Here is a 13634-nt window from a genome sequence, read left to right on the forward strand (position 1 = left end):
CGCTCCTTGACGTTGCCGATTCCGAACTATCCTTTAGCTCAGGCCATCCAAAATTAAGGGTAAAGCCGGCCAGCCGGCGTCCGGGCCATCGGTAAGACCTTTAGGTGTTCTGGGGGACGTTTCCTTGGCTGACATGTCAGCCGATCACCAGCACCCGCACGACCGATGCCCTGCCGGCTCCAAGCAGCGAGCGAGGTGCAGCCAATGAGTATTTTCAGTCACTTCCAACAAAGGTTCGAGGCGACCCGCCAGGAGGAACTCTCCCTCCAGGAGTACCTTGAGCTGTGCAAGCAGGATCGTAGCGCCTATGCCAGCGCCTCAGAGCGCCTGCTGTTGGCGATCGGTGAACCGGAACTGCTCGACACCTCGACCAACCCTCGGCTGTCGCGAATCTTCTCCAACAAGGTGATTCGTCGCTATCCGGCCTTTGCCGACTTCCACGGCATGGAAGAGTGCATCGACCAGATCGTCTCCTACTTCCGCCACGCCGCCCAGGGCCTGGAAGAGAAAAAGCAGATCCTCTACCTGCTGGGCCCGGTCGGTGGCGGCAAGTCGTCACTGGCGGAAAAGCTCAAGCAACTGATGGAAAAGGTCCCCTTCTATGCCATCAAGGGCTCGCCGGTCTTCGAGTCGCCGCTCGGCCTGTTCAACGCCGCCGAGGACGGCGCGATCCTCGAGGAGGAATACGGCATCCCGCTGCGCTACCTGAACAGCATCATGTCGCCCTGGGCGACCAAGCGCCTGGCCGAATTCGGCGGCGATATCAGCCAGTTCCGCGTGGTCAAGCTCTACCCCTCGATCCTCAATCAGATCGGTATCGCCAAGACCGAACCGGGCGATGAGAACAACCAGGACATTTCCTCCCTGGTCGGCAAGGTCGATATTCGCAAGCTGGAGGAGTTTCCGCAGAACGACGCCGACGCCTACAGCTACTCCGGCGCCCTGTGCCGCGCCAACCAGGGTCTGATGGAATTCGTCGAGATGTTCAAGGCCCCCATCAAGGTGCTGCACCCGTTGCTGACCGCGACCCAAGAAGGCAACTACAACAGCACCGAGGGACTCGGCGCGATTCCCTACAGCGGCATTCTGCTGGCCCACTCCAACGAGTCGGAATGGCACAACTTCCGCAACAACAAGAACAACGAGGCGTTCATCGACCGCATCTATATCGTCAAGGTGCCTTACTGCGTGCGCGTCACCGACGAGATCAAGATCTACGAGAAGCTCCTCGCCAACAGCTCGCTCGCCAACGCCCATTGCGCACCAGACACGCTGAAGATGCTGGCCCAGTTCTCCGTGCTCAGCCGCCTGAAGGAGCCGGAAAACTCGAACATCTACTCGAAGATGCGGGTCTACGATGGCGAGAACCTCAAGGACACCGACCCCAAGGCCAAGTCGATTCAGGAATACCGCGACAACGCCGGGGTGGACGAAGGCATGAACGGCCTATCGACGCGCTTCGCCTTCAAGATCCTCTCCAAGGTGTTCAACTTCGACCCCCACGAAGTCGCCGCCAACCCGGTTCACCTGCTCTATGTGCTGGAGCAGCAGATCGAGCAGGAACAATTCCCCAGCGAAGCGCGCGAGCGCTACCTGCGCTTCATCAAGGAATACCTGGCGCCGCGCTACATCGAGTTCATCGGCAAGGAAATCCAGACCGCCTACCTGGAGTCCTACAGCGAGTACGGCCAGAACATCTTCGACCGCTATGTGCTGTACGCCGACTTCTGGATTCAGGATCAGGAATACCGCGACCCGGAAACCGGCGAGATCCTCAACCGCGTGGCCCTCAACGAGGAACTGGAGAAGATCGAGAAACCGGCCGGGATCAGCAACCCGAAGGATTTCCGCAACGAGATCGTCAACTTCGTCCTGCGCGCCCGGGCCAACAACAACGGCAAGAATCCGACCTGGCTCAGCTACGAGAAGCTGCGCGTGGTGATCGAGAAGAAGATGTTCTCCAACACCGAAGACCTGCTTCCGGTCATCAGTTTCAACGCCAAAGGCAGCAAGGAGGATCAGCAGAAGCACAACGACTTCGTCAAGCGCATGGTCGAGCGTGGTTATACCGAGAAGCAGGTACGCCTGCTGTCCGAGTGGTATCTGCGGGTCAGGAAGTCGCAGTAAGCTGAGCAGGCCGAGGCATGCAGTGGGCGGCGCCGCCGCCCGCCGAGGTCTCCCGCCGAGCCCGGAGGGCGCGTATGAGTTATGTGATCGATCGACGTCTGAATGGCAAGAACAAGAGCACGGTCAACCGCCAGCGCTTCTTGCGGCGTTACCGTGAGCACATCAAGAAGGCGGTGGAGGAAGCCGTGAGCCGGCGCTCCATCACCGACATGGAGCATGGCGAACAGATCAGCATCCCCGGCCGCGACATCGACGAGCCGGTTCTTCATCACGGCCGCGGCGGTCGGCAGACCATCGTCCACCCAGGCAACAAGGAATTCACCGCCGGCGAGCGCATCCCGCGCCCCCAGGGCGGCGGAGCCGGTCGCGGCGCTGGCAAGGCCAGCAATACCGGCGAGGGCATGGACGAGTTCGTCTTCCAGATCACCCAGGAAGAATTTCTCGACTTCATGTTCGAGGACCTCGAACTGCCGAACCTGGTCAAGCGTCACCTGACCGGCGCCGACACCTTCAAGACGGTACGCGCCGGGATCAGCAACGAAGGCAACCCGTCACGCATCAATATCGTTCGCACCCTGCGTTCGGCCCACGCACGGCGCATCGCCCTGTCCGGCAGCAGCCGGGCCAAGCTGAAAGAGGCGAAGCTCGAACTGGAGCGTCTCAAGCGCGAGGAGCCGGATAATTTCGGAGACATACAGCGGCTGGAGGAGGAAATCGACAAGCTGCATGCGCGCATTCACCGGGTGCCCTTCCTCGACACCTTCGATCTCAAGTACAACCTGCTGGTCAAGCAACCCAACCCCAGCTCCAAGGCGGTGATGTTCTGCCTGATGGACGTCTCGGGGTCCATGACCCAGGCCACCAAGGATATCGCCAAGCGCTTCTTCATCCTCCTGTACCTGTTCCTCAAGCGGAACTACGACAAGATCGACGTGGTATTCATCCGCCACCATACCAGCGCCAAGGAGGTGGACGAGGAAGAGTTCTTCTATTCCCGCGAGACCGGCGGCACCATCGTCTCCAGCGCGCTCAAGCTGATGCAGGAGATCATGGCCGAGCGCTACCCGATCAACGAATGGAATATCTATGCCGCCCAGGCGTCGGATGGCGACAACTGGAATGACGATTCGCCGATCTGCCGGGATATATTGATCAAGCAGATCATGCCCTACGTGCAGTACTTCACCTACGTGGAGATTACCCCGCGCGAACATCAGGCACTGTGGTACGAGTATGAGCAGGTCTGCGAGACGTTCGCCGACACCTTCGCCCAGCAACAGCTGGTCTCGGCGGCGGACATCTACCCGGTATTCCGCGAACTGTTCCAGCGGAGGCTATCGACATGACGCCTTATGACGACGCCAGCAGCGAGAAGAAGCGCCAACCGCTGTCCACCGGCTCGGAATGGACCTTCGAGCTGATCCGCGCCTACGACCGCGAGATCGCCCGGATTGCCGAGCGCTATGCCCTGGATACCTACCCGAACCAGATCGAGGTGATCACCGCCGAGCAGATGATGGACGCCTATGCCTCGGTCGGCATGCCCCTGGGCTATCACCACTGGTCCTATGGTAAGCACTTCCTCAGTACCGAGAAGGGCTACAAGCGCGGACAGATGGGCCTGGCCTACGAGATCGTGATCAACTCCGATCCCTGCATCGCCTACCTGATGGAAGAGAACACCATGTGCATGCAGGCATTGGTGGTGGCCCACGCCTGCTACGGCCACAACAGCTTCTTCAAGGGCAACTACCTGTTCCGCACCTGGACCGATGCCAGCTCGATCATCGACTACCTGGTATTCGCCAAGCAGTACATCACCCAGTGCGAGGAGCGTCACGGTATCGATGCCGTGGAGGATCTGCTGGACTCCTGCCATGCGCTGATGAACTACGGGGTAGACCGCTACAAGCGCCCCTATCCGATCTCCGCGGAGGAAGAGCGGCGCCGGCAGAAGGAGCGCGAAGAACACCTGCAGCGGCAGATCAACGATCTCTGGCGAACCATCCCCAAGAGCAGCGGCAAACGCGGCGACCAGGACGACAAGCGCTTCCCGTCGGAGCCCCAGGAGAACATCCTGTACTTTCTGGAAAAACACGCGCCGCTGCTCGAGCCCTGGCAGCGCGAGGTGATCCGCATCGTGCGCAAGATCGCCCAGTACTTCTACCCGCAGCGCCAGACCCAGGTGATGAACGAGGGCTGGGCCTGTTTCTGGCACTACACGCTGATGAACGACCTCTACGACGAGGGCCTGGTCACCGACGGCTTCATGATGGAGTTTCTCCAGTCCCACACCAGCGTGATCTACCAACCGCCCTTCGACAGCCCCTACTACAGCGGTATCAACCCCTACACCCTGGGGTTCGCCATGTACCGCGATATCCGCCGGATCTGCGAGGAGCCCACCGAGGAGGACCGACGCTGGTTCCCCGATATCGCCGGCAGCGACTGGTTGAGTACGCTGAAGTTCGCGATGAACAGCTTCAAGGACGAGAGCTTCATCCTGCAGTACCTCTCGCCCAAGGTGATCCGCGACCTCAAGCTGTTCAGCATCCTCGACGACGATCAGAAGGACGAGCTGCTGGTGCCCGCCATCCACGACGAAGCAGGCTACCGCGTGATCCGCGAGAACCTCGCCGCACAGTACAACCTCGGCAACCGCGAGCCCAATGTGCAGATCTGGAGCATCGACCGTCGCGGCGACCGCTCGCTGACCCTGCGCCACCAGCAGCATGACCGCAAACCGCTGGGCAGTTCTACCGAAGAGGTGATGAAACACCTGCATCGGCTCTGGGGTTTCGACATCCACCTCGAGACCATGCAGGGCGACAAGCTGATCGATACCCAGCACGTACCGCCCAGGAGCGATACCGACCCCGACGGCGACTACCCTCGACTCGACCTGGTGATTCCGCCCATCTGAGCGACTGACGCCCTAGGTACAGCGCCACCGCCCGGAGCAACGGGCGGCGGCTGCACGCCCATTGCGGCGCACCGGCTCATTTCCACGACAAGGCTTTTCCCCCCGCGCCCCGCAACCGCTATCCTCTGCGGCAACGGAGGTAGTCATGCAGATTTTCAAAGTGGGCGGCGCCGTGCGCGACCGCTTGTTGGGGCAACCGGTCAATGAAGTCGACTGGGTCGTGGTCGGGGCCACGGCCGAACAGATGCAAGCGCTGGGCTATCGTCCGGTGGGGGCAGACTTCCCGGTCTTTCTCCACCCGCAGACCGGCGAGGAGTATGCCCTGGCGCGCACGGAGCGCAAGAGCGGCCGCGGCTACGGCGGCTTTACCTTCTACGCCAGCCCGGACGTCACCCTCGAGCAGGACCTGATCCGTCGCGACCTGACGGTCAATGCCATGGCCGAAGACGCCGAGGGCCAGCTGATCGATCCCTATGGCGGCCAGCGTGACTTGCAGGCCAGGATCCTGCGCCACATTTCCCCGGCCTTCGCCGAAGACCCGCTGCGGGTGCTGCGGGTCGCCCGCTTCGCAGCCCGTTATGCGCCGCTGGGCTTTAGCGTGGCCAGCGAGACCCTGGCGCTGATGAGCCAGCTCAGTGCGTCTGGCGAGCTGGACGCTCTGAGCCCCGAACGCAGCTGGAAGGAAATTTCCAGGGCGCTGCTGGAGCCACGTCCCGACGTTTTCATCCAGGTGCTGCGCGACTGCGGCGCGCTTGCCGCCCTGCTGCCGGAAGTCGATGCCTTGTTCGGCGTACCGCAACCGCCAGCCCACCACCCGGAAATCGATACCGGTGCGCACATCCTCGGCGTGTTGCGCCAATGCGCCGAACATCGGCAGCCGCTGCCGGTACGCTGGGCCTGCCTGCTGCATGACCTTGGCAAAGGCCTGACCGACCCGGGTGATTGGCCCAGACATATCGCTCACGAACGTCGTGGTCTGAAACTGATACGCGCGGTGAACCAGCGCTGCAAGCCCCCCCGGGATTGCCAGGAGCTGGCTCTGCTGGTCGGCGAGTACCACACCCACGGGCATCGCGCCCTGGAACTGAAGGCCTCCACCCTGCTCGACCTGCTGCAAAGCCTCGACGCCTACCGGCGCCCACAGCGCTTCGAGGAATTCATCGCGGCCTGCGAAATGGATGCCCGCGGCCGCGAGGGCCTGGAGCAACGCACCTACCCCCAGGCCGACTACCTGCGCGGCGCCCTCGCGGCAGCCCGCGCAGTCGCGGTGCAGCCGTTGCTGGAGCAGGGGTTCAGCGGGGCAGAACTGGGCGAAGCACTCAAGCGAGAACGCCTCGCAGCGCTCAAGGCCTACAAGGCCAACGCCGCAGCAGCGGTGTCACCCGGTCACTGAAGATCCGGCGAGCGCTGGATCAACTCGACCGGGGTCAGCTCGACGCCACGCCACTGGAAAGCCACCGGCCACAACTGCTGGTCGATCCGCGCATCGTGCCAGAGTTCGGCGAAGCGACGGCGCTCGAGCGGGTGCAGACTGTCCGGCAGCAGCTGAGCCAATGGCCACAGGACGAAGGCATTTTTCAGGATTTCGGCGCGTGGCAGCACCAGCCCGTCGAAGTTACCTACCAAGTCATCGAACAGCAGCACGTCGATATCCAGCGGCAGCCCCTTGCGGTCAGGTGCATAGCGGCCGTTGTCCGCTTCGATGAACTTCAGCCGGCGATCCAGCTCGCCCAGCGGCAGCGCGGTAAACCCGGCCACCACCAGATTGAGAAAGGGACCACTCTTGATACCCACTGCCCGGCTCTCCACCACCGGCGAGCAGCGCATATCCTGGAGGATCGCGGCCAACGCCTCGAGCCCGGCGCGCAAATGGTCCTCACGCTCGACATTGCTGCCCAGCCCCAGCACAACCGGCGTTAGCGACATCCGCGCTCGATCTCCACACCGACGCCACCGATGGCGGCCGGCACTGCGCCGGGCTTGGTCAGCTTGAGGCGCAGCCAGGGAATCTGGAACTCGCCCATCAACACCTCGGCCAGGCGCTCGGCAAAGGTCTCCACCAGGATGAATTGCGACTCGCCAGCGAAGTTCTGGACCCGGGCCGCTACCGCGGCGTAGTCGAGCGCCTTGCTCAGGTCGTCGCCCGCCGCGGCCGGGCGAATGTCCCAGCCCAGCCAAAGGTCCAGGCGCAAGCACTGACGAATGGTGCGCTCCCAGTCGTAGGCGCCAATTACCGTATCGACTTCCAGACCTTCGATAAAGACTGTGTCCAAGCACGCTCTCCACGGCACGACAAGGCTGCCGCACCTAGTTAGAATCGAGGCATCCCCCGTCCAGGAATGGATACCATGTTTTGGCTGCTGGCGCTCCTCGCTTACCTGCTCGGCTCGTTGTCCTTCGCCATCCTGCTTAGCCGCCTGGCCGGAGGCCCCGATCCACGCATCAGCGGCTCGGGCAACCCGGGGGCAACCAATATGCTGCGGGTCGCCGGCAGGCGCCTGGCCATACTCACCCTGCTCGGCGACCTACTCAAGGGCCTGCTGCCGGTGCTGATCGCCCAGCTGAGCGGCCTCAGCCTGCAAGAGCAAGCCTGGGTCGGCCTGGCCGCCGTCGTCGGCCACCTCTACCCACTATACTTCCGCCTGCGCGGCGGCAAGGGTGTCGCCACCGCCGCCGGCATGCTCCTGGGCGTCTATCCGCCAGCGGCACTGCTGGCACTCGGCGCTTGGCTGCTGACCTTCAGCATGACCCGCACCAGCTCCCTGGCAGCGCTGATCGCCACGCCCCTGACCCTGCCGCTGCTGGCCTGGCAACAACCTGCCGCCCTGCTACCGATGAGCGTGCTGACAGGTCTCATCGCCTGGCGCCATCGCGGCAATTTACGCGATCTTTCCGCTGGTCGTGAACGTCACTTCTAACTAAATCTTGCAGACGCCAGGTCCCGAGGCTCAGCCCCGCAACGCCGGCAAGGTCTCCATGGACCAGCGCGCCTGCACGGCAATGCTCAAGCCCTCGTGCTGGCCCGCCAGCAACCGCTGGCAACCAGCGTAGGCGATCATTGCGCCATTGTCGGTGCAGAAGGCCGGACGCGCATAGAACACTCGCCCCTGCACGCTGCCGAGCATGTGCTCCAGCGACTCGCGCAAGGCCTTGTTGGCACTGACCCCACCGGCGATCACCAGGCTGTTCAAGCCGGTCTGCTTGAGCGCCCGGCGGCACTTTATCGTCAGGGTATCGACCACCGCCTGCTGAAATGCCAGGGCGATGTCGCATTTTGTCTGCTCGCTGTCATCGCCAGCGGCCTGGCATTGCTGCCAGGTATTGAGGGTGAAGGTCTTCAGCCCGCTGAAACTGAAATCCAGGCCCGGACGATCGGTCATTGGCCGCGGGAAGGTGAAGCGCCCCGGGACACCCTTTTCTGCCAGGCGGGCGATTTCCGGGCCGCCCGGGTATCTCAGCCCCATCAGCTTGGCGGTCTTGTCGAAGGCCTCGCCCGCAGCATCGTCGAGCGACTCGCCGAGCAGCTGATAGCGGCCGATGCCATCGACCCGAACCAACTGGGTATGGCCACCGGAGACCAGCAGGGCGACGAAAGGAAAAGACGGCGGCTGCGCCTCCAACATCGGCGCCAGTAAGTGACCTTCCATATGGTGCACGCCCAGGGCCGGAATCCCCCAGGCAAAGGCCAGCGCCTGGGCGCAGGACGCACCGACCAGCAGCGCACCGACCAGCCCGGGACCGGCGGTATAGGCAATCGCCTCGATATCGGTGGGCACGCAGCCGGCCTGTGCCAGCACCTGGCGAATCAGTGGCAGCATGCGCTTGACGTGATCACGCGAGGCCAACTCGGGCACCACCCCGCCGTAGACCCAGTGCAGATCGATCTGGCTGAACAGCGCATCGGCCAGCAGGCCGCGCTCGCTGTGGTAGAGTGCGACGCCGGTTTCGTCGCAGGAGGTTTCCAGTCCCAGTACCAACATGGGGTAGCGCCTTGATCAAAGGGGGGGGCGTGTCTCGAAGGCGCGCATGATAATAGGCGCCGACATGCACAGACCAGCGCTTTTCGATCAGAGGCTTTGCATTCCGCGCGGCGAAACGGTAACATCCGCAACCCTTAAAAACCTACGTTCTCCAGCGCCATTTGCCGGGAGTACGTTACCACCCCGTATTAAACGAAGGTACGCCCTGGATGCCAGCCGTCAAAGTTAAAGAGAACGAACCCTTCGACGTAGCCCTGCGTCGCTTCAAGCGCTCCTGTGAAAAGGCCGGTATTCTGGCCGAAGTTCGTAGCCGTGAGTTCTACGAAAAGCCGACTGCCGAGCGCAAGCGCAAAGCAGCAGCTGCAGTTAAGCGCCACGCCAAGAAAGTTCAGCGCGAACAGCGCCGCAGCGTGCGTCTGTACTAACAAGTACCGACTGCTTCGCCGCAGCAAACAGCGCCCGGCCCTCGCCGGGCGTTGTTGTTACAGCCCGCTCTCGGCAACCACCACCACTCCGCTTCGCTCGCTCGGCGAATGTTCGGAGTTCTCTCGTTTCCGCGCGCCGCTACCAAGCCGCTCCGCACGGCAGTATTGTGAACGCCTATGGCCGGCCTGATCCCGCAGTCCTTTATCGATGACCTGCTCAACCGCACCGACATCGTCGACGTGGTCGCCTCGCGCATCCAGCTGAAAAAGGCCGGCAAGAACTACACCGCCTGCTGCCCCTTCCACAAAGAAAAGACCCCCTCCTTCAGCGTCAGCCCCGACAAGCAGTTCTATTACTGCTTCGGCTGCGGCGCCGGCGGCAACGCCCTGGGCTTCGTCATGGACCACGACCAACTGGATTTCCCCCAGGCGGTCGAAGACCTGGCCAAGCGCGCCGGCATGGAGGTGCCACGCGAAGAGGGTGGCCGCAGCAGCAAACCGCGCCAGCCCACGGACTCGCCGCTGTACCCACTGCTGAGCGCCGCCGCCGAGTTCTACCGCCAGGCCCTGAAGAGCCACCCGCAACGCAGAGCCGCGGTGGACTACCTGAAAGGCCGCGGCCTGTCCGGGGAAATCGCCCGCGACTTCGGCCTCGGCTTCGCCCCGCCAGGCTGGGATAACCTGCTCAAGCACCTGGCCGGTGACAGCCTGCAACTGAAAGCGATGATCGACGCCGGATTGCTGGTCGAGAATACCGACAGCGGCAAGCGCTATGACCGCTTCCGCGACCGGGTGATCTTCCCGATCCGCGACAGCCGCGGCCGGGTAATCGCCTTCGGCGGCCGAGTACTCGGCGACGACAAGCCGAAATACCTGAACTCCCCGGAGACCCCGGTTTTCCACAAGGGCCAGGAGCTTTATGGCCTGTTCGAGGCCCGCAAGCACAACCGCGACCTCGAAGAAATCATGGTGGTCGAGGGCTACATGGACGTTATCGCCCTGGCCCAGCAGGGCCTGCGCAATGCTGTCGCCACCCTCGGCACCGCCACCAGCGAAGAACACCTCAAGCGCCTGTTTCGCATCGTGCCCAGCGTACTGTTCTGCTTCGATGGCGATGCCGCCGGGCGCAACGCCGCTTGGCGCGCACTGGAGGCAACCCTGCCCAGCCTGCAGGACGGACGCCGCGCCCGCTTCCTGTTCCTGCCGGACGGCGAAGACCCGGACAGCCTGGTGCGCAGCGAAGGCACCGAGGCCTTCCGCGCCCGTATCGTTCAGCAGGCACAGCCATTGGCCGACTATTTCTTCCAGCAACTCAGCGAGGAAGCCGACCCGCGCTCACTGGAAGGCAAGGCCCACTTGATGACCCTGGCCGCTCCCTTGATCGACAAGATCCCCGGCACCAACTTGCGCACCCTGATGCACCAGCGCCTCGGCGAAATCACCGGCCTCAACAGCGAAACACCAGCCCAGGCCGCCGCCAGCAGACCCAGCGCACCGCCATCCGCCAGCACGGCGAGCGAACTGCCGGATTATCACGACATTCCCGACAGCGCCTACTATGAAGCCGCCCCCCATTACGAGGTTTACCCGCAGCCCGCCCCACCACAGCACTTCGAGGCGAGCGGCAAGCACAAGGCGAAGGGCAAGGGCGCCTGGAAGAAAGAAGGCGGCAAATGGAGCAAGCGCGATCGCGACGACTTCCCGCCTCGCACCGCCGTCAGCGTCGAATCGCCGCACCTGAGCGCCTTGCGCAGCCTGCTGCATCACCCGGAACTGGCACAGAAAGTCGAAGACGTCAGTCACTTCGCCGCCGAAGACGATACCTACGCACAGCTGCTGGTCGCCCTGCTCGGCGCCCTGCAGAAGAATCCCAAACTGCGCTCCCTGCAGCTGATCGCACGCTGGCACGGCACCGAACAGGGGCGCCTGCTGCGGGCCCTGGCGGAAAAGGAATGGCTGATCGATCAAACCAACCTTGAACGGCAGTTTTTCGACACCATTACTACACTTGCAGACAACCAGTCACAAAGGCGACGTGAACAGGCACTGCGTAGCATCCTGCACAAGAGCCCAAGCGAACTAACCGCCGAGGAAAAGGCTCTATTGAGAGAGCACTACAGCCTCCCCTCCTCCCCGAGCGACAAGAGCTCAACTGGCGCCTGAAAGCTAACCTGAGGTATAATCCTCGGCTTGTTTTTAGCCCGCCAAGACCTTCAGTGGATAGGGTGTTATGTCCGGAAAAGCGCAACAGCAGTCTCGTTTGAAAGAATTGATCAGCCGTGGTCGTGAGCAGGGTTACCTGACTTACGCGGAGGTCAATGACCACCTGCCGGAGGATATTTCCGACCCGGAACAGGTGGAAGACATCATCCGCATGATCAACGACATGGGGATCAACGTATTCGAGAGTGCTCCGGATGCGGACGCCCTGTTGTTGGCCGAAGCCGACACCGACGAAGCCGCCGCCGAAGAAGCTGCCGCTGCACTCGCCGCCGTTGAAACCGATATCGGCCGCACCACTGACCCGGTGCGCATGTACATGCGCGAAATGGGCACGGTGGAACTGCTGACCCGCGAAGGCGAGATCGAAATCGCCAAGCGCATCGAGGAAGGCATTCGTGAAGTCATGGGCGCCATCGCCCACTTCCCCGGTACCGTCGACAGCATCCTCGCCGAATACAACCGCGTCACCACCGAAGGTGGCCGCCTGGTCGAAGTCCTCAACGGCTATATCGACCCGGACGACGGCAGCGTGCCCGCCGAGGCCGCCGCGCCGGTCCCGACCAAGGATGGCGCCGCCGCCGCTGACGACAGCGACGACGAGGACGAGGACGACAGCGACGACGAAGAGGAAGAAGGCGACGGCGGTCCCGACCCGGAAGAAGCGCTGCGCCGCTTCACCGCCATCGCCGAACAACTTGAAGCCGCCAAGAAGGCCCTGAAGAAGCACGGCCGCTCCAGCAAACAGGCCATCGCCGAACTGAACGACCTGGCCGTGCTGTTCATGCCCATCAAGCTGGTGCCCAAGCAGTATGACGCCCTGGTGGTGCATGTACGCGCCGCGCTGGAGCGCCTGCGCGCCCAGGAACGGGCCATCATGCAGCTGTGCGTACGGGATGCGCGCATGCCGCGTGCCGACTTCCTGCGCCTGTTCCCCGGCAATGAGATCGACCCCAACTGGGCCGTGGATCTGGCCAAGGGCAAGGCCAAGTATGCCGAAGCCATCGGCAACCTGCAGGCGGAGATCCAGCGTTGCCAGCAGAAACTGGCCGACCTGGAAGCCGAGTGCGACCTGACCCTGGCCGAGATCAAGGACATCAACCGGCGCATGTCGATCGGCGAAGCCAAGGCACGTCGGGCGAAGAAGGAAATGGTCGAGGCCAACCTGCGCCTGGTGATCTCCATCGCCAAGAAGTACACCAACCGCGGCCTGCAGTTCCTCGACCTGATCCAGGAAGGCAACATCGGCCTGATGAAGGCGGTGGACAAGTTCGAATACCGCCGCGGCTACAAGTTCTCGACCTACGCCACCTGGTGGATTCGCCAGGCGATCACCCGCTCGATCGCCGACCAGGCGCGCACCATCCGGATTCCGGTGCACATGATCGAGACGATCAACAAGCTCAACCGCATTTCCCGGCAGATGCTCCAGGAAATGGGTCGCGAACCGACCCCGGAAGAGCTGGGCGAGCGCATGGAAATGCCCGAGGACAAGATCCGCAAGGTATTGAAGATCGCCAAAGAGCCGATCTCCATGGAAACGCCGATCGGCGACGACGAAGACTCGCACCTGGGCGACTTCATCGAGGACTCCACCATGCAATCGCCGATCGACGTGGCGACCGTGGAAAGCCTCAAGGAAGCCACCCGCGAAGTACTCGCAGGCCTCACCGCACGTGAAGCCAAGGTACTGCGGATGCGCTTCGGCATCGACATGAATACCGACCATACCCTCGAGGAGGTCGGCAAGCAGTTCGATGTGACGCGCGAGCGGATTCGCCAGATCGAAGCCAAGGCGCTGCGCAAGCTGCGCCACCCGACGCGAAGCGAGCACATGCGCTCATTCCTCGACGAATGACAACACAACCCCCGGCCCAAACCGGGGGTTTTGCTTTGCCACCATCGAAGCGATAAACGCCGGCTACACTCGGACTGTGCCCCCGCCATAGTGAGGCTGCC

11 protein-coding genes are annotated in these 13634 nt (G+C 62.8%); 8 read left to right on the top strand and 3 right to left on the bottom strand.

Annotated features, from left to right (window positions below):
• The first annotated feature begins 204 nt into the window (after positions 1 to 204).
• From AB5S05_RS07200 to AB5S05_RS07215, 4 genes are all read left to right on the top strand, one after another.
• Positions 205 to 2127 carry a PrkA family serine protein kinase gene (locus AB5S05_RS07200; RefSeq protein WP_369286822.1) on the top strand — a complete coding sequence of 641 codons (1923 nt, stop codon included), beginning with the start codon at positions 205 to 207 and terminating at the stop codon, positions 2125 to 2127.
• 74 nt (positions 2128 to 2201) lie between these two features.
• Entirely contained in the window at positions 2202 to 3473 is a 1272-nt protein-coding gene (locus AB5S05_RS07205) for a YeaH/YhbH family protein (protein ID WP_369286823.1), read from the top strand.
• On the top strand, positions 3470 to 5050 hold the full coding sequence (locus AB5S05_RS07210) for a SpoVR family protein (protein ID WP_369286824.1): 1581 nt from the start codon (positions 3470 to 3472) through the stop codon (positions 5048 to 5050). The genes AB5S05_RS07205 and AB5S05_RS07210 overlap by 4 nt, the downstream gene beginning before the upstream one ends.
• Positions 5051 to 5195: 145 nt before the next feature.
• Positions 5196 to 6443, top strand: coding sequence for a multifunctional CCA addition/repair protein (locus AB5S05_RS07215; RefSeq protein ID WP_369286825.1), 1248 nt, complete (start codon positions 5196 to 5198; stop codon positions 6441 to 6443).
• Here the strand turns inward: AB5S05_RS07215 and folK are convergent.
• Both folK and folB read right to left on the bottom strand, forming a co-directional pair.
• On the bottom strand, positions 6437 to 6976 hold the full coding sequence (gene folK, locus AB5S05_RS07220) for a 2-amino-4-hydroxy-6-hydroxymethyldihydropteridine diphosphokinase (RefSeq protein WP_369286826.1): 540 nt from the start codon (positions 6974 to 6976) through the stop codon (positions 6437 to 6439). The two genes, AB5S05_RS07215 and folK, sit on opposite strands and share 7 nt — an antisense overlap.
• On the bottom strand, positions 6967 to 7323 hold the full coding sequence (gene folB, locus AB5S05_RS07225) for a dihydroneopterin aldolase (RefSeq protein ID WP_369286827.1): 357 nt from the start codon (positions 7321 to 7323) through the stop codon (positions 6967 to 6969). The genes folK and folB overlap by 10 nt, the downstream gene beginning before the upstream one ends.
• A gap of 75 nt (positions 7324 to 7398) precedes the next feature.
• Between folB and plsY the strand changes: the two genes are divergently transcribed.
• Positions 7399 to 7968, top strand: a complete 570-nt coding sequence (gene plsY / locus AB5S05_RS07230) for a glycerol-3-phosphate 1-O-acyltransferase PlsY (RefSeq protein WP_369286828.1) — start codon at positions 7399 to 7401, stop codon at positions 7966 to 7968.
• A gap of 30 nt (positions 7969 to 7998) precedes the next feature.
• On the opposite strand, the gene tsaD is transcribed toward plsY, so the two are convergent.
• A complete protein-coding gene (tsaD, locus tag AB5S05_RS07235; RefSeq protein WP_369286829.1) occupies positions 7999 to 9030 on the bottom strand; it encodes a tRNA (adenosine(37)-N6)-threonylcarbamoyltransferase complex transferase subunit TsaD in 1032 nt (343 codons plus the stop codon).
• Between the two features lie 209 nt (positions 9031 to 9239).
• Here tsaD and rpsU point away from each other — a divergent pair, with 209 nt between their 5' ends.
• The 3 genes from rpsU to rpoD all read left to right on the top strand — a co-directional run bounded on the left by rpsU (position 9240) and on the right by rpoD (position 13533).
• Positions 9240 to 9455 (top strand): 30S ribosomal protein S21, encoded by a 216-nt coding sequence (gene rpsU, locus AB5S05_RS07240; RefSeq protein WP_058068915.1) that lies wholly within the window; start codon positions 9240 to 9242, stop codon positions 9453 to 9455.
• Between the two features lie 177 nt (positions 9456 to 9632).
• On the top strand, positions 9633 to 11618 hold the full coding sequence (dnaG, locus tag AB5S05_RS07245; RefSeq protein WP_369286830.1) for a DNA primase: 1986 nt from the start codon (positions 9633 to 9635) through the stop codon (positions 11616 to 11618).
• 67 nt (positions 11619 to 11685) lie between these two features.
• Positions 11686 to 13533, top strand: coding sequence for an RNA polymerase sigma factor RpoD (gene rpoD, locus AB5S05_RS07250; RefSeq protein WP_369286831.1), 1848 nt, complete (start codon positions 11686 to 11688; stop codon positions 13531 to 13533).
• Positions 13534 to 13634: the final 101 nt, after the last annotated feature.

Source organism: Pseudomonas zhanjiangensis (genome assembly GCF_041027545.1).
Taxonomy (GTDB): domain Bacteria; phylum Pseudomonadota; class Gammaproteobacteria; order Pseudomonadales; family Pseudomonadaceae; genus Aquipseudomonas; species Aquipseudomonas zhanjiangensis.

Excerpts from the sequence above, each read along its gene's own strand:
- AB5S05_RS07200 (WP_369286822.1), top strand. The coding sequence starts at position 205 with ATGAGTATTTTCAGTCACTTCCAACAAAGGTTCGAGGCGACCCGCCAG.
- AB5S05_RS07205 (WP_369286823.1), top strand. The coding sequence starts at position 2,202 with ATGAGTTATGTGATCGATCGACGTCTGAATGGCAAGAACAAGAGCACG.
- AB5S05_RS07210 (WP_369286824.1), top strand. The coding sequence starts at position 3,470 with ATGACGCCTTATGACGACGCCAGCAGCGAGAAGAAGCGCCAACCGCTG.
- AB5S05_RS07215 (WP_369286825.1), top strand. The coding sequence starts at position 5,196 with ATGCAGATTTTCAAAGTGGGCGGCGCCGTGCGCGACCGCTTGTTGGGG.
- folK (WP_369286826.1), bottom strand. The coding sequence starts at position 6,976 with ATGTCGCTAACGCCGGTTGTGCTGGGGCTGGGCAGCAATGTCGAGCGT.
- plsY (WP_369286828.1), top strand. The coding sequence starts at position 7,399 with ATGTTTTGGCTGCTGGCGCTCCTCGCTTACCTGCTCGGCTCGTTGTCC.
- tsaD (WP_369286829.1), bottom strand. The coding sequence starts at position 9,030 with ATGTTGGTACTGGGACTGGAAACCTCCTGCGACGAAACCGGCGTCGCA.
- rpsU (WP_058068915.1), top strand. The coding sequence starts at position 9,240 with ATGCCAGCCGTCAAAGTTAAAGAGAACGAACCCTTCGACGTAGCCCTG.
- dnaG (WP_369286830.1), top strand. The coding sequence starts at position 9,633 with ATGGCCGGCCTGATCCCGCAGTCCTTTATCGATGACCTGCTCAACCGC.
- rpoD (WP_369286831.1), top strand. The coding sequence starts at position 11,686 with ATGTCCGGAAAAGCGCAACAGCAGTCTCGTTTGAAAGAATTGATCAGC.